Source organism: Nocardiopsis sp. MT53 (genome assembly GCF_019598965.1).
In the GTDB taxonomy this organism is placed as follows: domain Bacteria; phylum Actinomycetota; class Actinomycetes; order Streptosporangiales; family Streptosporangiaceae; genus Nocardiopsis; species Nocardiopsis changdeensis.
Genome location: NZ_CP080599.1, coordinates 6,187,609 through 6,207,443 on the forward strand (window position 1 = coordinate 6,187,609; position 19,835 = coordinate 6,207,443).

Genomic DNA, 19,835 nt, shown 5'->3' on the forward strand with positions numbered 1-19,835 from the left:
GCGACCGCGGGGGCCGGGGCGCGCTCACGCGCGTTCCCGGCGGATGGTCCGCAGGCGCTCGGCCTCGTCCTCCAGGACGAGCCGGGCCGCGGCGAGGGTCTGCTCGGCCTCCAGGCGCGGGACGATGAACACGCCGTCGCCGTCGGCGACCACGATGTCCCCCGGGGCGCAGACCGCGCCCCCCACGGAGATGGTGCGGCCGATGTGGCCGGGCCCGTCCTTGTAGGGGCCCGCGGGGGAGACCGCGGCGGCCCAGACGGGGAATCCGAGCTCGCGCAGCTCGTCGACGTCGCGCACCGCGCCGTCGACCACCATGCCGCGCACCCCCCTGTTGACGGCGCGCTCGGCGATCAGCTCGCCCAGCAGCGCCCGGGAGTCGTCGCCCCCGCCGTCCACGACCAGCACGTCGCCGGGGCGCGCGACGGCCAGGGCGCGGTGCAGGGCCTTGTTGTCGCCGGGGCGCGTCTGGACGGTCAGCGCGCGGCCCGCCAGCCGCGCCCCGGCCCAGACCGGCCTGATCCGGGAGGAGAGGAACCCGAGGCGGTCGCGGGCGTCCCCGATGGCCGCGGTGGGGATCTCCGCGAAGGCGTCGATCAGTTCGGGGGCGCCGTCGCCGGCCGAGCGCGCCAGGTACCGGTGGCGGTCGGCCGCGCCCCGGCTCACCGGCGTCTCGACCGAGAGGTCGGCCAGCAGCTCGATGCTCGCGTCCAGCTCGCGGGACCGCCGCACGGCGTGCAGGCGGGTGCCGCGGTCCAGGCGGTCGAGCGTTTCGGAGCCCCCGGCGAGCACGTCGGCGATCTGCTTGCGCATCCACTCCTCTTCACCCGCCGCGGTCCCCGCGTCGACGGACTCGGTGATCAGTGCGCCGAGGCCCTTCATGAACACGCTGCGCAGCAGTTTGCGTCCGGACGCCGCTCCGACGGCGTCCCCGATCGGCTCGGCGGCGGAGCCCACGGCCTTCAGGGCCTCTGCGGCCGCGTCCGCCGCCGGACCGGCGAGGAGGACCTCGACCGCCGCCCCGAACTTGACGACGGAACCGATGACGGCCCCGTCCACGACGCGGGCCGCGTCACCGATGGTACGGGCCACCTCGGCCTTGACCTGCGGCGAGGCCGCGTTCAGGTCGATGTAGAGGGCGTCCTCGCGCAGGGCGGGCGCGGCGTCGCGGGCGGCGGAGACCGCGTGGGCGGCCGTGGTCAGGCTCAGGACGAGGTCGGCGTCCGCGACCGCCTCGGCCGTCGACGGGGCCCGTGTGACGCCCGCGGGCGTCGGGATCGCGGGCGCGGGGTCGAAGCCGACCGTCCGCCGGCCGGCGGACGCGAAGGCCTCCGCGTAGATCGCGCCGGCTTCGCCGAGCCCCAGGACAGCTACCTTCATTACTCCACCATCTATCATTGGGTGATAGTTCCTCTTGCTGGTTGATAGGGAGTGTGACCTGTGGCTCTTCCGGCTGTCAACCCGCCGGAAACATCTCCGCTACCTTGGGGAGGGCCATACCGGGCGGGAACGCCGTCCCCGGCGGGCTTCGCGGGCCCCGTCCGGGACGCGGAGGACCCCCGAGGACACACGAGCGAAGGAGCGGCGAGGCGAGCATGGGCGCCACAGCCGGAGGCGGAAACCAGGGGCGCACGCTCGACCGTGCGCTGGACGTCCTCGAATGCCTGGAACGCGCGCGCGGCCCGCTGCGGCTGAGCGACATCGCGCGGGAGGCCGACCTGCACCTGGCCACCACCCAGCGGACGGTCAACCAGCTCGTGCGGCGCGGCTACGTCCAGCAGGGCCGCCTGGGGTACTCGCTCGGCCCGGTCGTGCTGTCACTGGCCCACGGCTTCGTGGTCAACGACCGGCTGAGCACGGTCGCGACGCCGGTGCTCACCGAGCTGTCCGCGACCACGCGGCTGACCTCGTCGGTGTTCGTCCGGTCGGGGGACGAGCGCATCCTGGTCGCCCGCGTCAGCGGCGCCGACCCCCTGCGCTACCAGTTCCCGATCGGGCGCCGCGTGCCCCTGAACATCGGCGGCGGGAAGGTGCTGCTCGCCGCCCTGCCGGACGAGGAGTTCGAGGAGTACCTCCACCGCTTCCCGGAGGTCGCGCTGGCTTCGGGCGGGACCCAGGGGGCGCGGGAGCTGAAGGAGGAGGTCGAGCGCGTGCGGGAGAACGGCTACCACCTCGCCGAGTCCGAGCGCTCACTGGGCGCGCTGAGCCTCAGCCTGCCGGTGCGCGACGCCGACAAGGAGGTCGTCGGGGCGATCAACCTGGTGACGACGACCGACGTCACCAGCGCCGAGGAGCTGCTCGCCTGGCTGCCGGAGCTGTCGCGGGGGGCCGGCGCCATCGGGGCCCGCATCTGACCGGACCCCCGGGACGCGGGGGGCGTACGGGGACCGATCCCCACCGAAGCGACCATTCGGAAACCCCGCGTGCCCCCACCCTCACCCTTGGTAGTTTCCCTGTGTCCGGCGGTCCCCTCCGCCCGCGGCCACCGAGAGGAACACGAGGAATCCCATGGGCAGCCCCCGCGCGCAGATGGCGCACCACCTCCCCGAGGCGTACACGGAACTGGCCCGCCTGAGCGCGGTCCTGGACGGGGTCCTCGACGACGGGCTGCACACGCTCGTCAAGCTCCGCGCCTCCGTCCTCAACGGCTGCGCCTTCTGCGTCGACATGCACACCCGGGAGGCCCTGGAGGCGGGGACGTCCCCGCAGCGGGTCGCGCTGGTGGCGGCCTGGCGCGAGGCGGGCGGCCACTTCACCGAGGTCGAGCGCGCCGTGCTGGCGGTCGTGGACGCCCTCACCCGCCTGGACGGCGACGGCCTGCCGGACGAGGTCCACGACGCGGCCGCCGCGCACCTGTCCGAACGGGAGATGGTCGCGCTCGTCACCGCCGTCGGCCTGGTCAACCTCTACAACCGCCTCGGGATCGGCACCGGCATGACCCCGCCGGTGCGCTGACCGGGCCCCGCCCGCGGGGCGCCGCGCCGGGCGCCCCGCCCCGGGCGGCGGGTCAGAGCGGTTTGCGGCCCTGCACGGAGTAGATCGCGCAGGAGCAGGCCCGGAACGACGGATCGGCCAGCAGGTCCCGCACCCGGGCCAGCTCCCCGTCGGTCATCCCCTCCCGAACGAACGCGTCCCGCAGGTGGCGGGTGTGGTGGGAGATGAGGTGCACGCCGGGGGACTCGGCGGTCCACAGCTCCAGGTGCGGCTGCGGGTCCACCTCCACCAGTCCGGCACGGCGCATCGCCACCGCGGCGTTGCGGCCCCAGGCGGGGTCGGCGCCGGCCCGGGCCATCAGCCGGATCTTCGCGTCCAGGAACCGCTCGTACAGGTCCCGGGCGCCCTCGTCGGGCATGAGCAGGGACGGGCCGTAGGTGATGTCGAACTCGTCCAGCTGGAGCACGCCGCCGGGCTTGAGGGCGCGCACCAGCCTGTCCAGGACCTTGACGCGTTCGGGCAGGTGGAGCAGGACCAGGCGGGAGTGGACGAGGTCGAAGGCCCCCTCGGGCAGCGGGTCCCGGACGACGTCGTGCCGCAGCACCTCCAGCCCCTCGGCGGGGGCGATGTGCTCGGGCTTGACGTCGGTGGCGGTGACCGAGCCGCCCGGGGCGACCCGGTCGGCCAACCAGTGGGCGACGCTGCCGCCGCCGGCGCCCACCTCCAGGCAGCGCCAGCCGGGGCCGACGCCGGTCTGCGCCAGTCTGCGGGTGGTCAGCGGGTCGTAGGCGGCGGCCAGGAAGCGGTGCTGGTCGGGCGCGTTCTCGTTGTGGTTGTCGAAGACGTAGCCGGGCGCCGTGGCGGTGCCGTTCATCGGGGGCCTCCAGAGAGTACGGTCGGTCGGTCGCGGACCGCCTCGGCGGCCATCCGGGTCAGGGTGGCGGTGCACACCTTGCCGGTGGGGCCGAGCGGTAGCGCGGGCAGGAAGACCACGTGCTCGGGCAGGGCGCGCACGTCCACGCCGTGCCCTTCGCGCAGGTGGGAGAGCAGTTCGCGGGGGGTGGGCGGGTCCACCCCGGGCAGCGGGCAGACACAGGCGCACACGCGCTCGCCCAGGTCGGGGTCGGGCACGGGCACGCACTGGGCCTCGGCCAGGGCGGGGTGGGCGGCCAGGGCGCGCTCCACCTCGGCGGGGTGGAGGGTCACGCCGCCCCGGATGACGGTGCGGCGCAGCCGGTCCACCACCCGCAGGGTCCCGTCGGCGTCGATCCGCCCCAGGTCCCCGGTGCGCACCCACCCGCCCGGGGCGCGCCGGCGGGCGTCGAGGTCGGGTGCGGCCACGTGGCACAGGGGCGTCATCGGCCCGCGGGCGAGGATCTCCCCCGTCCCGCCGGCGGGCAGCGGCCCGCCCCGGGGGTCGCACACCCGGATCTCGCAGACGGCGGGGTCGGGGCGCCCGGCCACCCCCGGCTCCCACGCGGCGGGGTCGTGCGCGGTGTGGCAGTTGACCCCGTCGGTGGACCCGTACACGTTGACCACGGGCCGGCCGAAGCGCCGCACGCACAGGTCGCGGACCTCGCGGTGCAGGGGCGCGCCGCTGGCCACGAGCGCGCGCAGCGAGGAGGTGTCGGCGTCCTGTTCGGCCAGGGCGGCGCGCCGCAGCATGGTGGGGACGCCGACCAGGTGGGTGGGGCGGTGGCGCTCGATCGCGCGCAGCACCCGCACCGGGTCGAACGGGCCGGGCAGGACCAGCGTCGCGCCGAGCGCGACCAGGGAGACCAGGCCCAGCGACCCGAAGGAGGAGGCCAGGGGGACCGCGATCAGCGGGCGGACGGGGCCCCCGCCCAGGACCGCCCGGGCGTAGGCGCCCCGGCCCCCGGCCATCGCGTTGTGGCTGTAGGCGACCATGCTCGGTTCGCCCTCCGAGCCCGAGGAAACGAGGATGCGGGCGGGCGACTCCGGGTCGGGGGCGGCCGCGGCGGGCGGCGGGCCGCCGCCGTCCAGGGCCCCGGGGTCCGGGCGCAGGACGGGCGCGTCCCCGGTGTCGTCCCGGTCGGTCACCACGAGGGCGGCCCGGGAGCGGGCCAGCAGGCAGGCCACGTCGGCGGCGGAGCGGCCGTGCGGGACCGGCAGGGAGACGGCGCCCAGCGCGGCGGCGGCGAGTTCGACGGCGAGCGCGTCCCGGCCGTCGGGGAGCAGGACGCCGATGACGTCGCGTTCGCCGCAGCCGCGGGCGCGCAGCAGCGCGGCGGCCCGGCCGACCCGCGCCGCCAGCCCGGCCCGGTCCAGGGTGCCGTGTCCGTCCACCACCGCCTCGCGGGACGGGTCCTCCCGGACCCGGTCCAGGAACAGGGAGTAGAGGTCCCGCCCCGGGCAGAGCCCCTCCCGCACCCAGCGTTCCCGCAGCTGCGCCGGAACGAGGTCGGTGAGCACCAGGCCCGCCGCGGACGTCCAGGTCATCGGTGGTCCTCCGCTTCGGTGAAGGTCCACGGGGCCCGGGGCAGAGCGGTTCCGTGGACGCGGGTGAACGCCTCGGGGAACGCCTCGGCCGCGGCGGCCGGGTCGGCGGCCGCCGGTGTGCCGGGGCGGGGGCGGTGGGCGGTGCCCCGCCCGGCGGCGCGCAGCAGCCGGGCGGCGTCGGCCAGGGCGGTGCGGGCGGCGGCACCGGTGCCCGCGCGGGCGCGCAGCAGCAGCCCGGCCAGGGCGGCCTCGGCGGCGAGCAGCCCGCCGAGCACGTCGGTGAGCGTGACCAGGGACGGCGCGGGTTCGCCGCCGTCGGCCAGCAGGTGGGCGATCCCGCCGTGGGCCTGGACCAGGAAGTCCGTGGCCGGGGTGTCCGGCGCGGGGTCCCGGCCGGCCCACCCGTCGGCGTGGACGTGCACCAGGCCGGGGGCGCGGGCGGCCAGGTCGTCGGCGCCCAGGCCGAACCGCTCGGCCCGGCCCGGCGGCCAGTTGTAGAGGAACACGTCCCCGGCGGCCGCCAGGTCCGCGGCGGCACGGCGCCCGCGCCCGGTCTTGAGGTCGCACTCGACGGCGCCCTTGCCCCGGTTGAACGCGGCGAAGCGGGCCGAGAGCCCGCCCGCCAGCGGCGGGACCCCGCGCATGGGGTCCCCGCCGGGCGGTTCGACGCGCACGGTGTCGGCGCCCAGCAGGGTGAGCAGCAGTCCGGCCAGCGGGCCCTGGACGCGGTTGGTGGCCTCCACCACCCGCAGCCCGGACAGGGGTCCCGGTCCGGTGAACGGCGGCAGCGCCCCGGCCGGGCCGGTGCCGCGCAGCCGCCAGGGCGAGGGCGGCTCCTCCTCCGCCGTCTCCTCGGGCGTCCGCAGGGGCACCGCGCCCACCCCGCACGCCCGGGCCGCCTCGGCGGCCGCAGCGAACGGCAGCGCCTCCAGGACGGTGGACAGGGCGGCGGGCAGCGGGCACACGGCGGTGGCGAAGCGGCGCTGGAACGGCGCCCACCCGGCGGCGATCGCCTCCCGGGGCGCGCCCAGCAGCTCCCAGAACCGCAGCCAGGCCTCCGGGTCGAGGGTCTCGATCTCGAAGCGGACCCCGTCGGCGGAGCGGAACGGCGGCGGCTCCCCCGGCCCGGGGACAGGAGCGCCGTCCGGGTCCGCGGTGGCCTCGGCGGCGTAGGGGGCGACCGCGAGCAGGGCCGCCCCGGACACCGACACCGAGGCCCGCAGGGCGGGGCCGCCCCTCTCCCGGGCCAGGAGCACCGCCGCGACCGCCTGGGCGGCCAGCACCCCGGCGCACACCGACGCGTAGTCCACCGGCAGGAACCGCGGCCCGCCCCGGGCCAGCCCGTGCAGGTGAGCCAGGCCGCAGGCGGCCTGCACGTCGCGCTCGTCGGCCGGGTCCGCGCCGTCGGCCGACCAGCCGATGTCGCACCCGGCGCCGCCGGTGCCCGGCAGGTCGATCCGCCCGGCGCCCTCCCACGCCCCGTCCGTTTCGACGGCGCACCCCAGCGCCCGCAGGCGGGCCGCCGCGATCCGCACCGGCAGGGTGTCGCCCGCCGCCCGTACCGCGGTCCCCGCCAGGGGCGCGGCGGCGGCGACCGTCGCGGCGGTCATGTCCACTTCCCCGTGCCCGCGGCGGTGCGGGGCAGTCCCAGGCGCTCGCGCAGCGTCCCGCGCCGGACCTTGCCGGTGCCGGTGCGGGGCAGGTCCTCCCAGTCCACGACCACCGGCTCGGCCATCTCCGGCAGGTCCGCCACGGCCTCCTTCCAGGCCCCGACGTCCAGGGCGCCGTCCCGCACGGCCACGACCGGGACGGGCGGCCCGTCGGGCACCCCCAGGACGACGCACTCCAGCACCTGGGGCAGCCGCTCGTCGACGACGTCCTCGATCTCCAGGCAGCCGCCCTCGGTGAGGGAGTCGACCTCCCGGTCCACCAGCCGGACCGCTCCGGTGCGGTCGATGGAGCCGATGTCCCCGGTGTTCCACCACTGGCCGATGAGCTTGCTGCGCCAGCGCCCCTCCTCGCCGACGTAGCCCGTGCACAGGGCGTCGGTGCGGCAGTAGATCAGGCCGGTCTCCCCCGTCGGCAGGGGGCGGAGGGTCTTCTGGTCCACGACTCGGAGCCGGGTCCGGCCCGGGATGGGGCGCCCCAGGTCGCGGGTGGTGGGGTCGGCCCCCTGGCGCTCCGCCAGGGACCGCCGGGTGAAAAACCGGAAGGTCAGCGGACCGGTCTCGCTCTGCCCCCAGCCCTGCATCCACACCGGGGCCCGGCGTTCGCTGGCGCCGAGGAACGCCCGCACGGTCGAGGGGTGGACGGCGTCGAAGGTGCTGACGAACAGCCGCACCCGCGCGAACAGGTCCCCCTCCCGGTCCAGGTGCCGCTGCCAGCGCGCCAGGGTGGCGGGCTGGACCTCCAGGGTGGTGGGGCGGTGCCGGCGCAGCGCGGGCGCGGCCTGCTCCCAGTCGGGGTCGGCGATCACCGAGAGCGCCTCGGGGAACAGCCACAGCACGCCCGCCGTCCAGGCCAGCGCCCTGCCGTGGGCGTAGGAGTAGGAGGAGGTGACGGTGTCGTCGCGGCGGCTGCCCAGGACCGGCCACCGGTGCGACTCGAACCCGGCCAGCCTGCGCATGATGGTGCGGGTGGTGTGCACGACCAGTTTGGGGGTGCCGGTGGTCCCGGAGGTGTGCATGATCGCCAGCGGCGCGTCCAGGTGCGGGCGGCGCGGCGGCGGGGCGGCGGCGCCGTGCAGGTCGGCCGGGGACAGCTCCCCCTGCCGCGCCCCGTCCACGACCAGGGTGCGGGTGGCGCGCCCGCTGATGTCGCGGCCCGCGGAGCGGGCGGTGTGGAGCAGGTCGGCATCGGTGACCAGCAGGGCCGGCCCCAGCCTCCGCAGCAGGGTGTCGAGGGTCTCCGGCGCCAGGTGGGCCGACAGCGACGCCGGGACGGCGCCCAGGCGCGCGGCGGCGCACGACAGCAGCACGTAGTCCCAGTGGTTGCGCTTGGCGATGGCCACCCGGTCGCCGGGGCGCACCCCGGCCTCGGCGAACCAGCCGGCGAACCGCCGGACCAGGGCGGCGGCGCTGGGGACGTCGAGTTCCACGCCCGCCTCGGGGGCGGTGTCCAGCGGCCTGCTCAGCCGGATCGCGGTGGTGGAGCCGCGCCGGGCCAGGTCGTCGAAGAGGGTGCCCAGGTGGATGGGTTTGCTCGTGAGCATCATGCCTCTTATGCCTCGATCGGGGTCGGTTCGCGGGTCTGGGCGAGGTAGGCCGCCGTGCGTTCGGCGGCCGTGAACGCGGAGGCCACCGCGCCCTCGCTGCACGGGCGCAGCGAGGTCCAGTCCCCGGCGTAGTCGACGGCGGACAGGGGCCGCGCCGTGAACGCGGGGCGCGCGGCCAGCGCCGCGGGGCGCGGCAGCGGGAGCCCGTGCGGGAACCGGTGCACGACCGTGCCCCGCACGTGCGCGTCCACCCCGGGGAGGATGTGCTCGGCCCGGGCCAGCAGTGCGCGGTCCACGTCCTCGTCGGGGGCGTCCATCAGCGCGCCGGTCGCCTCGGGGCGGGTGACCAGGGAGATCAGGCCGCGGCCGCGGGGCACCCGGCCGGGGTGCTTGGCGTGGTCCATGGTGACCACCCCCAGCAGGGGGTCGTCGGGCACCAGCAGCGCGAAGCCCCGGCGCGCCCCGCGCGGGGCCAGCGGCGCGTCCAGCAGCGCGGTCATCCGCAGCATCGGCGCGTACTCGCAGGCCCGCAGGTAGTCGCGCTCGGCCGGGGGCGCGGCCGGGTGCAAGCGGGCCGCCTCGGGCGCGGGCACCGCCAGGACGGCGGCCCGGGCCGTGAACGCACCCGCGGGCGAGTCGACGAGCACGCCGTCCGGCCCGGGGACCACCCCGGTGACGGGGTGGTCGGTGCGCACGTCGAGCCCGGCGGCCAGGGCGCGGGCCAGGGTGTCCATCCCGTCGCGGTAGGTGCGCCAGGTCGCGGTGCTGCCGGAGGCGGCGAGGTGGGCGGCGAAGGGACCGGCGGCGGCCGCCTCCTGAGGCCAGCCGAAGAACCCGGCGGCCAGCGGGCCCAGCAGGCGCTCGCCCAGCTGCGGGTGGCGGTGGCGGAGCAGGTCGGCGACGGTCGCCTCGTCCAGGCCGCCCCGTTCGGGGTGCTCCGGGTCCAGTCCGGCCCGGCCCAGGCGCAGTTGCAGCCGCACCAGGTCCAGGCGGGCCCGCGGGGACAGCCCCATGCCGGTGAGCAGCCCCAGGGGGCGCCCGGCGTGACGGCGGGCCCGGCCCTTCCACCACACCGACAGGGCGTCGCGGACCAGGGGCACCGCCTCGGGGTCGGCGTCCAGGCCGGTGGCGCGGATGAGCCGCCAGGTCGCCGGGTAGGCGTCGGCCGACGGGATCATCTCCGCGCCGGTGTCGATGAGGTGGCCGTCGGTGCGCAGGGTGCGCATCCGCCCGCCCACGGCGTGGACGGACTCCAGCACCCGCACGGTGTGCCCGGCGGCGGTCAGCAGGTGGGCGGTGGCCAGTCCGGCGGGTCCGGCGCCCACGACGGCCACGTCGACGGCGGTCACCACGGCGCGCCCGGCAGCAGGGCCGCGGCCAGGTTGGCGGCGAGCAGGAGCACGACCGTGGCCCGGTGGGTGTGGATGGCCATGCGCCGGGCGCGCAGGATGTCCCCGGTGACGAACCCGGTGTAGAGCTGGGCGACCCGCAGCGCGATGACCGGCAGCAGCACGGTGGGGAACCACCAGGGCGCGATGCCGAGCAGGTGGGATCCGGTGACCAGCAGCGTCTCCAGCGCGGTGACCGCGATGATGAACACCGCGTTGGTGCGCGGGGTGACCCTGGCGGCGACGGTGATGCGCCCGGCCGCCCGGTCGCCGTCGGCGTCGTTGGTGTTGGAGTACAGGCCGAAGATCATCGGGCCGCCGCCGAAGACCAGCGCCTGCACGATGACGAACCCGTCGACGTGCCCGACGAGCAGGCCGTAGGGGACCAGGATCCAGCCCACGCCCAGGCCGGCCAGGAAGAGCTCCTGGAAGCCCCGGTAGCTGAGCTTGAGGCCCCAGGAGTACTGGACCGACGCGACCAGGCACAGCGCGGCGCCGATCACGGCCCACAGCGGCCGGTGCGGGGCCAGCGCCACCACCGCCGTCCACAGGACGACGCTCACGACGGTCGCGATCCGTCCGAAGCGCAGCGCCTGCGCCTCGGTGAGGGTCCCGGCGACCAGGGGTTTGCGGGCCAGGCGGCGGCGGGCGGCGTCCGAGCCGTAGTTGGCGGCGTCGGAGCCGTCCCGGTAGCCGGTGACGTCGTCGAAGGCGACCATGGCGGCCACCACGGCCACCTCGGCGAGCAGCACCAGCAGCAGGAACCCGAGGGTGTCGGCGCGCGGGCCCAGCAGCGGCAGGGTCATCGCGAACACCAGCGGCAGGCCGATGTAGTAGTCGACGATGTCGAGCTTGGCCAGCCGGGCGTAGGTGCCCAGGGCGGGCCGGGGGGCCGGCGCCGCGGGCACCGGTGCGGGCGGCGCGGTCAGGTGGTCGGTCATGCTTTCCTCCCGAGGGCGAACGCGCGGACCGCGGAGACCACGTGCTCGACGGCCGCGTCGGCCAGGTGCGGGTACAGGGGCAGGGAGATGTTGCGGCGCGCCGCCTCCCGGGCGCGGGGCCAGTCCCCGCCGGGCCGGGCGTGGGGGGCGAAGGCGGGCTGCTCGGGCAGGGTCCGCGGGTAGTAGACGTGGGCGTCCACCCCGGCGGCGGCCAGGTGGTCGCGCAGCCCGTCCCGGTCCTCGCACAGCAGCGTGTAGACGTAGGGGAAGCGGCCGTCCCCGCCCACCGGGGGCGCGACCACCCCGGCCTCGGCGAGGTCGGCGAAGGCCGCCGAGTAGTGGTCGCAGATGGCGGTGCGGCGGGCGACGCGCTCCTCCAGCCCCGCCAGGCGGTGCAGCTGGAAGGCCGCCATGACCTCGTCGAAGCGGCTGTTGTGGCCGACGTGGTGGTGCAGGAAGCGGTTGCGGCCGTCCTGGCCGTGGTTGCGCAGCATCCGCACCCGTCCGGCCAGGGCCGCGTCGTCGGTGAGGACCACTCCGCCCTCGCCGGGCATCCCGAAGACCTTGACCTGGACGAAGGAGTACACGCCGGCGTCGCCCCACCGTCCGGCGGGCCTGCCGCGGAGCACGCCGCCCTGGGCGAGCGCGGAGTCCTCCACGAGCCGCAGCCCGGTCCGGGCCGCCAGGTCGCGCAGGCGCGGCATGTCGGCCATGACGGAGAACATGTGCGCGGGCATCAGGGCGCGGGTCCGTCCGGTGACCAGCTCCTCGGCGCGTTCGGGGTCCATGGTCAGGGTGGCCGGGTCGATGTCGGCGAAGACGGGGACCGCGCCGACCGCCAGGACGGTGCTCGCCAGGGGGGCGCAGCCGAAGGCGGGGACGATCACCTCGTCGCCCGGGCCGACGCCCATGGCGGCCAGGACCAGGGTGAGCGCGGAGGTGCCGCTGGAGCAGGCCACCGCGTCGGCGGAGCCCAGGCGGGCGCGCAGCGCGTCCTCGAAGCGGGCGGTGCGCCGGCCCAGGATGAACTTCTGCTCCGGGTCGGTGCCGACCTCGTACAGCGCCTCCAGCAGCACCTCGCGGTCGGCCTCGAACAGGTCGGGGGCGAAGAACGGCACGGCGGTCCGTTCGGCGGCCACGGTCATCGGGACCTCCCGGAGTAGTGGCGTTCGATCTCGTCGCAGACCCGGTCGACGGCCTCCTCGGCCAGGTCGGGGTAGAGCGGGAGGGCCAGGGCCGTGCGGCAGAGCTCCTCGGCCCGGGGCAGGTCGCCGGGCCGGTACCCCAGGTGCGCGAAGCAGGGCTGCAGGTGCAGGGGGCGCGGGTAGTAGACCTCGGTGCCGATCCCGGCCGCGGCCAGGCGGGCGGCGAGGCCGTCGCGGTCGTCGACCTGGACGAGGTGGACGTAGACCACCCGGTTCTCGCCGGGCCGGACGGGGAGGTCGCCGGGGACGGCGCGCACGCCGGGCAGGCCGCGCAGCCGGTCGTCGTAGCGGCGCGACAGCACGGCGCGGCGTTCGATGTCGGCGTCCAGGTGGGCGAGCTTGGCCAGCAGGACGGCGGCCTGGAGGTCGTCCATCTTGCTGTTGCCGCCGGTGACGACGGTCGGGTTGGAGATGCCGGGGAACGCGGCCAGGGTGCGCCCGGACCGGCCGTGGTGGCGCAGCATCCGCGCGGTCTCGGCGACGGCGTCGTCGTCGGTGAGCAGCGCTCCGGCGTCGCCGACCGCGCCCAGGGTCTTGGCGGGGAAGAAGGAGAGCACTCCCCCGGTGCCGAGCAGTCCGGCGTGCGTCCCGCCGGAGCGCATGCCGATGGCCTCGGCGCTGTCCTCCACCACGGTGAGGCCGTGGGCGTCGGCGACGCGGCGCACGCCCACCATGTCGGCGAGGCGGTCGAAGAGGTGGACGGGCATGACCATGCGGGTGCGGTCGGTGACGGCGGCCGCCACGGCGTCGGGGTCGATGCCGTACCCGTGCTCCTCGATGTCGGCGAAGACGGGGACGCCGCCGGCGTGCACGACGGCGGTGGCCGTGGCGACGAAGGTGTGGGCCGGGACGATCACCTCGTCACCCGGGCGCAGTCCGGCGGCGCGCAGCAGCAGGACGAGCGCGTCGGTGCCGGAGTTGACGCCGACGGCGTGCCGGGCACCGGTGTACCGCTCCAGGGCGCGCTCGAACTCCGCGACCATGGAGCCGTGCGAGAATTTCCCGTCGTCCAGGACGCGGGAGCAGTGGCCCCGGATCTCGGGCCATATTCTTCGGAACGTCTCCGACTGGTCGAAGAAGGGTACGCCGGAATTCTCCCCGCTCCTTTCCGTGGAGGCCGGGGAGGCGAGTGTCGACTTCATGTGCTCCGTTCCAGGGGGACGCGGAGGCCCGGCCGCACCCGTGTGCGGCCGGGCCGGGAAAAGGGGTTCGGTTCCCGAAGGCGGGTCAGACGCCCAGGAGCGGGATGTCGTTCTTGCCGAGGTGGTAGTCGCGCACGGCGGCGACCAGCTCGCCGACGCTGAGGGTGCCGTCGCCGTCGGTGTCGATCTGCTGGAACGCCTCCCGGGCCTGGTCGGCGGACAGGCCGATGGCCTCGAACCACCGCTCCAGCTCCACCGGGCTGATCTCGCCGTCGCCGTCGGTGTCGGCGATGCCCATGATGGCCTGGATGGTGGGCTGGAGGACCTCGGCGAAGCCGGCGTTGCCGCGGCTGACGATCTCGCTCTGGGCGGCCTGGAGGAAGGCCTCCTTGTCGAGCTGCTCGGTGCCGGCGGACCGCGCCAGCCGGTCGAACAGGCCGAGGTAGGCGGCCCGCAGGCCGGCCGCGCCCGGACCCGAGGCGTCGGCGCCGAAGCGGTCGAGGATGTTCTGGATCTCCTGCTCGAAGTCCGAGCGCTCGATCACGCCGTTGCCGTTGTGGTCCCAGAGGTTGAAGCGCTCTTCGAGGCGGCTGCTGGCCTTGACGGCGACGCTCATGAATTCTCCTTGAGAAAAGAAAATGAAAAGGAAAGGGTATTTCCGAAGGGGGAATACCGCGGGCTTTCCACCAGGAGCCCGATCCCTTTTACATATTACCCCGACCCGACCCCCGGAAAAACCCTCGGGCGAGAAATCGTCAAAACTGCGGAAACTTTATATCGGACATTCTTCGGTATTTTCTGCAAATGATCCCGGGAAGAGGTCGGCCACCGCCTCCGCGCTCCCCTGCCGGAAGACCACGCGCTCCTCCGGGAGCAGCTCCAGGTCCCGGCCGGTGGGCACCGGGTCGGCGTGGATCAGCACGTTGTAGTGGTTGGGCGTGTGGCAGGCGTCGAAGCCCAGGACCACGCCCACCCGGCGCGGGCCGATCCACACCTCGTCGCCCCGGTCCACGACGCCGGCCGCGGTGATCTCGGCGAAACCGAGGAAGCCCACGCGGTCGATCCGCGTCCCCTCGGCGGTCCCGGTGTGGTCGGTGGCGACCAGCTCGTGGACCTCGCCCGCGCGCACACAGCGGCTCGCGAACGGCTCCAGCCGCATGCCCCGGTCGGTCCTGCGGTGCACCAGCACCTTGACCAGGGCCGCGGCCACCTCCCGTTTGGCCCCGTCCTCGTGCGGGTTCACCGGACCACCCCCTCTTCCCGGGCCGCCGCGCGGTAGGCCTCGGCGACCAGGCGCAGCGCGGACACCCCGGCCCCGTCGCCGGCCCGTCCGGCGCGGATCCGGGCGGCGAAGTCGGCCGCGACGCCCTCGTACTCGTGCCACAGCGACTCCTTGAAGGCGGGGCGCCCGGCCAGCAGGTCGGCCGTCAGCACCCGCCCGTCCGCGGTGCGCACCTCCACGTCCTTGCGCTCCCCCGGATGGGACCAGTCCAGCAGCACCCGGGCCCGCGCGGCCCCGGCCGCCAGGGCGATGTCCGCCCGGCGGTCCACGCCCGCCCCGTCGTGCTCCACCCGGGCCGCGGTCACCTCGGCCCGGCCCAGCAGGGTCTCCACCAGGTCGAAGGCGTTGGGCCCGTTGTCGGCCACGCATCCGCCGCCGCACCGGGCCGGGTCCAGGTACCAGGTGTCGTCCCCCGCGTGCTCCTCGATCCGCTCCAGGTAGCGCACGGTCACCTCCTCCACGGCGTGCCCGGCGATCCGCTCCCGCAGCGCCGCGAACTCGGAGTTGTACCGGCGGTGGAAGGCCGTGAACAGCACCGTCCCGCGCTCCCGGGCCAGGGCTGCCAGCATCTCCCCCTCAGCCACGTCCAGTGCCAGGGGCTTCTCCGCGCACACCGCCGCTCCGGCGGCGATCGCGTCCGCGCAGATCCGCGCGTGCGCGTCGTTGGGCGCGGTGACCACGACCGCGTCGGGCCGTTCGCGCTCCAGCATCCGGACGTGGTCGGTGTACCCGGCCGCTCCGGGCGGCGGGGCCGCGATCCGGGCCGGGGCCAGGTCGCAGACCGCGACCAGGTCCCAGTCCGGGGAGTCCGCCAGTGCCTTCAGGTGGAACCGGGAGATCACCCCCAGGCCCACCACCGCCACACGCAGCGCCCTCATCGCCCCTCCTCCAGGATCGCGGGGGCGGCCAGGCCGGTCCGCTCCGCCACGTCGGCCAGTTCGCGGTACAGCCCGGCGGCCAGCGGCACACCGTGCTCCCTGCACCGCCGGGCCCGGTGGTACTCGTGCCAGCCGGGGTAGCGCACCGGGTCCGCGGGATCGACGGGCGGGCAGCCCAGCACCGTCCCGAACAGCTCCTCGGCGTCCTCGCGCACGCCCCCGCGCAGCGCGTCGGGGGCCACGGCCAGCATCAGGTACCCGATGTCGTCGTCGCGCCCGGCGGGGCTCCCGTCGCCGGCCAGGGCCTGCGGGGCGGGGCCGCGCCCGGAGCCGGAGACCAGGGCGGACAGCACCTCGACCAGCAGCCCCAGGCCGAAGCCCTTGTACCGGCCCGGCTCTCCGCCGAGCCACATCAGGTGCGCGCGCCCCGCGTCGAACTCGGCCGGGTCGGTGACCGGGCCGCCGCGGTCGTCGCACAGCAGCCCCTCGGGCACCGGCCGCCCCTCCCGGGCGGCCTGGCGGATGCGCCCGGTGGGCGCGGCGGTGGTGCTCATGTCCAGCAGGAAGGGCGGGTGGTCGCCGGCGGGGGCGGCGGCGCTGAGCGGGTTGGTGCCCAGCAGGGCCGCGGCGCCGCCCGGCGGCCGGGCGATGCGCTGTCCGCCGCAGTTGCTGGCGACCAGGCCGACCATGCCGCGTTCGGCCGCGCGCAGCGCGTGGTATCCGGCGCAGCCCAGGTGGGTGGCGCCGCGGACGGCCACCATGCCGATCCCGCCGGCCTCCGCGCGGTCCGCGGCCAGGTCCATGGCCTCGGTGGCGGCCCACAGCCCGAGGGCGCGGCGGGCGTCGACCAGCACGGCGGCCCCCAGGTCGGTGACGATCCGGGGTTCGGCGCGGGGGTCGGCCCGTCCCTCGTCGAGCAGGGGCAGGTAGAGGCGGGTGAGGTTGGCGGTGCCGTGGGAGTCCATCCCGGTCAGGTCGCCGTGGCACAGGGCGCGCGCCGAGGCGGCCGCCCGGTGCGGGGGCAGCCCCCGGTGGGCGAAGACCCCGGTGAGGAAGGCCAGCAGTGAGTCGTGGTCGGTCAGGACCGCGGTCCGCTCCGGGGCGGACCCCGGCGGTTCGGGGGAAAGGGTGGTCACTGGTCTCCGTCCGTTGCGTCGGTGAAGGCGGTCAGCAGGCGGGCCACCGTGTCGGCGAACCCGTCGAGGTCGGACAGGCGCACGCGCTCGTCGTCGCCGTGCGCCCCGTCGGCGGCCAGGTCGCCCGGGCCCAGCACGACCGTGCAGGCGTCGGGGACCCCGGCCATCCAGATGGCGTCGCAGGTGAAGGCCGGCTCGTCCGCCGGCCACCGCGGGACCCCGGCCCGGAGCAGCAGGTCGTGGCCCCAGGCGTCGCGGTCGTCCAGGACGGGCAGGCCCCGTTTGGGCCAGTCCAGGCGGGTGAGGCCGCGGGCGTCGGCGGCGGTGCGGGCGAACAGGGCGGTGTCGGCGAAGGAGGCGGTGAACTCCTCCAGCGCGGTGTCGAACGCGCCGGCCACCTCCCGCTCCAGGGTCCGGCCCGCCCCGGCGTCGGCGTAGGAGAGGTTGAACAGCAGGTCGCCGCTGCCGTACACCCGGTTGTGCAGGGTGCCGGTGTGCAGGCCCGCCACGCACACGGCCCCGGTGCGGGCGTGCCCGTCCAGGGACCGGCCCATCCGGTGGGCGAGGAACCCCAGCAGGACCGAGGCGTTGTGCCCGATGTGGGGGCGGTCGTCGATCGCGTCCTCGCCGCGCACCGACACCCGGGCGGTCATGGACGCGGTGGAGCGGGTGAGGAACCGGCCGGAGGTGGGCTCGCAGAACACGTTGAGGCGGCCGGTGTGGCCGCGGTCGACCAGCGGCCGGGTGCCCAGCACCCCCATGGCGCCGCCCTCCTCGCCCGCGACGGCCTGGATCAGCACGGCCGTGTCGCGGCCCAGCCGGGGCGAGCGCTCGCGGGCGGCGCGCACCCCGGCCAGCAGCGCCACCGCCGGGCCCTTGGCGTCGACGGCGCCCCGGCCCCGGACGAGGCCGCCGTCGCGGGAGGCCGGCGGCCCGCCCGCGACGGTGTCCAGGTGCACGTTGAACATGACGGTGCGCTCGCGGGGCACGGTGTCGGGTCCCAGGCGCAGCACCAGGCTGGGCTGGCACCGGAGGAACCCGGGGTCGGCGGCGGCCTCGCGCACCGCGGCGGGCACCCCGGGCCGGTCCAGGTCCGCGGGGTCGGCCGGGGCGTGGTGCACGGTGCGGAAGCCCGTGGGCGCGGCGGCCCGGGCGTAGTCACGCTGGGCCTGGTGCAGCCGGGGGCGCGGGCCGTCGCGGCCGACCTCCAGAGGCCCGGCGGTGGGCGTCTCCAGCAGCCGCAGCAGCAGGGCGATGTCGTCCTCGGTGAGGGTCACCGGGCTCCCTCCGTGTTCCAGGACCGGCGCACGAGGTCCTCCAGCCGCCGCCCGTACTCCACGAACGCGGCCGGGTCGCCCCGGCCGGGGTCGGCGCCGTCGGCGAGCAGGTGGGGGCGCAGGTGCAGGTGGGGCTCGATGGACAGGGCGCCGCAGTACCCGTGGTCGGCCAGGATCCCCAGGCACTCCCGCACCCCGGCCTCGCCCTCGCCGGGCGGGACGTAGGCGGTGTCGCCGCCGGGGGTGCGGACCGCGTCCTTGATGTGGACGTGGGCCACGTGGGGGGCCAGTGCGCGCAGCATGGCGGGGGCGTCGTAGCCGTGGGCGACCCCGTTGCCGGTATCGAACAGCAGACGCAGCGCGGGGCTGTCGGCGTGGGCGAGCAGGTCCAGGGCGCGTTCGGCGTCCTCGCCCGCCCAGCCCGCGCAGTTCTCGTGGACCAGCAGCAGGCCGGCGTCCCGGGCCCGCGACGCGAGTTCGCGCACGCGGGCGCGGGCGACCCGGCCCCACTCGGATTCGGTCAGCCCGCCGGAGGGATAGGACATGATCCGCACGGTGCGTGTGCCCAGGAGGGCGCAGCGGCGGGCCAGCGCGTCGAGTTCGGCCAGGTCGAGGGCGAAGTCGCCGGTGGCGGGGCGGGACCAGTCGCCGATCTTGGCGGCGACGGCGACCACCCCGGCCCCGGCGCCGCGGATCCGCTCAGCGGCCCGTGCCACGTCCCGTTCGGGCACGGCGGCGATCGGGACCCCGTCCAGGGTGCGCACCTCCAGCAGGTCCCAGCCGAGCGCGTCCAGGGCGGCCAGCTGGCCGTCCAGGCCGGGTGCGGCCTCGTCGCCCAGGCCCGCGAGGCGGGGGGTCTCAGGCTCCGACGGCACTCTCCACCTCCTGTTCGGCGGCGCGGGCCGAGCACAGGTCCTTGGCCTCGGCGAGCAGCCGGACGGCCTCCACGTGCACGGGCAGGTCGCCCAGGTCGCGGGCGGGCTGCGCGAAGCGGGCGTAGCAGCGGTGCCAGAAGGCGGTCAGGGCGTCGTCGGTGAACACCGACCGGGTGGGCCCGCGGCCGTGGGCCGCCACGGTGAGCTGCGCGGTGTGGTCGGCGTCGCTGCAGGGGTAGTGGCCGGTGAGGACGGCCTCGTCGAACTCCAGCACGATCCGGCGCTCCCGCAGCGGCGAGGTCAGGTCCGACTCGATCCGGGTGAGCACCCCGGTGTGGTGCACCAGGTCCATCCGGGCGGCCCCCAGGCCGGGCAGGCGGATCCCGTCGAAGGCCATGTCGTCGAGTTCGGCCCCGGCCACCTCGGCGTCGCCGGCGAGCGCGACCGCGACGGCGAGGGCGTGCGGGACCTCGACGTCGAAGGCGGTGGGGTGCCCGGAGGACTCCAGGGTCCGGGTGAAGCGGGGCTTGTGCTGGAGCACCGTGAGGGTCCGCAGCCGCCCGAACACCCCGGAGCGGTGGACCGCGAGCAGGCGGGCGCTCAGCGCGCTGGCCGTCCACGGGGTGGCGACGGTGAGGCGCAGGCCCCAGCGGCGGCGCAGCCGGGCGATCGCGGCCAGTTCCGCCAGGTCCAGGGCCAGCGGCTTCTCGACGACGACCATGCGGTATCCCAGGCGGGCGAGCCGTTCCAGCGGTTCGGCCCGCAGGTGCGGCGGGGTGCAGAGGTGGACCACGGTGCTCCGGGGCGGCAGGCGGCGCGCGGCCTCCTCCAGGGAGGGCACCGCCGTCACCCCCTCGGCCCCCGGCTGGAGGGGGTCGTGGCCCATCACCGGTCCCGGGGCGAAGAGGCCGCGCGCCGCCGCCCGCGCTTTGGCGAGCGACGGCGCGTGCAGCCCCCGTCCCGATCTCCCCAGGCCGACGATGAGGGTGTGCAGCATGAAGGGAGGACACCTTTCCGTTCGCGGTCCCCGTCGTTCCGCGGCCCCCGAGGGTGCGCGGAACCGATCGAACGGAAGCACAGACTGGACCGATTCCGGGAAAAGCGTC

Annotated in this window: 18 protein-coding genes; 2 read left to right on the forward strand and 16 right to left on the reverse strand. The window is 76.2% G+C overall.

All coding sequences use genetic code 11. The features are described from left to right. Positions 1–24: 24 nt before the first annotated feature. Positions 25–1,377, reverse strand: a complete 1,353-nt coding sequence (locus tag K1J57_RS27835; protein ID WP_220561676.1) for an NAD(P)-binding domain-containing protein — start codon at positions 1,375–1,377, stop codon at positions 25–27. Positions 1,378–1,592: 215 nt separating this feature from the next. On the opposite strand from K1J57_RS27835, the gene K1J57_RS27840 reads away from it, so the two are divergent. Beyond that, the gene (locus K1J57_RS27840; protein WP_220561677.1) at positions 1,593–2,351 is read left to right on the forward strand and encodes an IclR family transcriptional regulator; all 759 of its coding nucleotides are present in this window, start codon (positions 1,593–1,595) and stop codon (positions 2,349–2,351) included. 154 nt (positions 2,352–2,505) lie between these two features. Beyond that, the gene (locus tag K1J57_RS27845; RefSeq protein WP_220561678.1) at positions 2,506–2,952 is read left to right on the forward strand and encodes a carboxymuconolactone decarboxylase family protein; all 447 of its coding nucleotides are present in this window, start codon (positions 2,506–2,508) and stop codon (positions 2,950–2,952) included. 52 nt (positions 2,953–3,004) lie between these two features. Here K1J57_RS27845 and K1J57_RS27850 read toward each other — a convergent pair whose 3' ends face one another. From K1J57_RS27850 to K1J57_RS27920, 15 genes are all read right to left on the reverse strand, one after another. After that, a complete protein-coding gene (locus K1J57_RS27850; RefSeq protein WP_220561679.1) occupies positions 3,005–3,805 on the reverse strand; it encodes a methyltransferase domain-containing protein in 801 nt (266 codons plus the stop codon). Further along, a complete protein-coding gene (locus K1J57_RS27855) occupies positions 3,802–5,391 on the reverse strand; it encodes a class I adenylate-forming enzyme family protein (protein ID WP_220561680.1) in 1,590 nt (529 codons plus the stop codon). Before K1J57_RS27855 ends, K1J57_RS27850 begins: the two co-directional genes overlap by 4 nt. Beyond that, complete coding sequence (locus K1J57_RS27860) at positions 5,388–7,001, reverse strand: CoA transferase (RefSeq protein ID WP_220561681.1); 1,614 nt, start codon at positions 6,999–7,001, stop codon at positions 5,388–5,390. The genes K1J57_RS27855 and K1J57_RS27860 overlap by 4 nt, the downstream gene beginning before the upstream one ends. Then, the gene (locus K1J57_RS27865) at positions 6,998–8,602 is read right to left on the reverse strand and encodes a class I adenylate-forming enzyme family protein (RefSeq protein ID WP_255646643.1); all 1,605 of its coding nucleotides are present in this window, start codon (positions 8,600–8,602) and stop codon (positions 6,998–7,000) included. The genes K1J57_RS27860 and K1J57_RS27865 overlap by 4 nt, the downstream gene beginning before the upstream one ends. A gap of 8 nt (positions 8,603–8,610) precedes the next feature. After that, positions 8,611–9,954 (reverse strand): NAD(P)/FAD-dependent oxidoreductase, encoded by a 1,344-nt coding sequence (locus tag K1J57_RS27870; protein ID WP_255646644.1) that lies wholly within the window; start codon positions 9,952–9,954, stop codon positions 8,611–8,613. Beyond that, positions 9,951–10,934, reverse strand: a complete 984-nt coding sequence (locus tag K1J57_RS27875; protein ID WP_220561684.1) for a UbiA family prenyltransferase — start codon at positions 10,932–10,934, stop codon at positions 9,951–9,953. The genes K1J57_RS27870 and K1J57_RS27875 overlap by 4 nt, the downstream gene beginning before the upstream one ends. Beyond that, the gene (locus K1J57_RS27880; RefSeq protein WP_220561685.1) at positions 10,931–12,079 is read right to left on the reverse strand and encodes a DegT/DnrJ/EryC1/StrS aminotransferase family protein; all 1,149 of its coding nucleotides are present in this window, start codon (positions 12,077–12,079) and stop codon (positions 10,931–10,933) included. Before K1J57_RS27880 ends, K1J57_RS27875 begins: the two co-directional genes overlap by 4 nt. Next, the gene (locus K1J57_RS27885) at positions 12,076–13,281 is read right to left on the reverse strand and encodes a DegT/DnrJ/EryC1/StrS aminotransferase family protein (RefSeq protein ID WP_220561686.1); all 1,206 of its coding nucleotides are present in this window, start codon (positions 13,279–13,281) and stop codon (positions 12,076–12,078) included. Before K1J57_RS27885 ends, K1J57_RS27880 begins: the two co-directional genes overlap by 4 nt. An 85-nt stretch (positions 13,282–13,366) precedes the next feature. Beyond that, the gene (locus K1J57_RS27890; RefSeq protein ID WP_220561687.1) at positions 13,367–13,897 is read right to left on the reverse strand and encodes an EF-hand domain-containing protein; all 531 of its coding nucleotides are present in this window, start codon (positions 13,895–13,897) and stop codon (positions 13,367–13,369) included. A gap of 156 nt (positions 13,898–14,053) precedes the next feature. Further along, on the reverse strand, positions 14,054–14,524 hold the full coding sequence (locus K1J57_RS27895; protein WP_220561688.1) for a hypothetical protein: 471 nt from the start codon (positions 14,522–14,524) through the stop codon (positions 14,054–14,056). After that, positions 14,521–15,441 carry a Gfo/Idh/MocA family protein gene (locus tag K1J57_RS27900; RefSeq protein ID WP_220561689.1) on the reverse strand — a complete coding sequence of 307 codons (921 nt, stop codon included), beginning with the start codon at positions 15,439–15,441 and terminating at the stop codon, positions 14,521–14,523. The genes K1J57_RS27895 and K1J57_RS27900 overlap by 4 nt, the downstream gene beginning before the upstream one ends. Then, the gene (locus tag K1J57_RS27905; protein WP_220561690.1) at positions 15,438–16,577 is read right to left on the reverse strand and encodes an Ldh family oxidoreductase; all 1,140 of its coding nucleotides are present in this window, start codon (positions 16,575–16,577) and stop codon (positions 15,438–15,440) included. Before K1J57_RS27905 ends, K1J57_RS27900 begins: the two co-directional genes overlap by 4 nt. Then, positions 16,574–17,854, reverse strand: a complete 1,281-nt coding sequence (locus tag K1J57_RS27910) for a M20/M25/M40 family metallo-hydrolase (RefSeq protein ID WP_220561691.1) — start codon at positions 17,852–17,854, stop codon at positions 16,574–16,576. The genes K1J57_RS27905 and K1J57_RS27910 overlap by 4 nt, the downstream gene beginning before the upstream one ends. After that, entirely contained in the window at positions 17,851–18,729 is an 879-nt protein-coding gene (locus K1J57_RS27915) for a sugar phosphate isomerase/epimerase (RefSeq protein ID WP_220561692.1), read from the reverse strand. Before K1J57_RS27915 ends, K1J57_RS27910 begins: the two co-directional genes overlap by 4 nt. Continuing rightward, positions 18,713–19,726, reverse strand: a complete 1,014-nt coding sequence (locus K1J57_RS27920; RefSeq protein WP_220561693.1) for a Gfo/Idh/MocA family oxidoreductase — start codon at positions 19,724–19,726, stop codon at positions 18,713–18,715. Before K1J57_RS27920 ends, K1J57_RS27915 begins: the two co-directional genes overlap by 17 nt. Between the last annotated feature and the right edge of the window lie 109 nt (positions 19,727–19,835).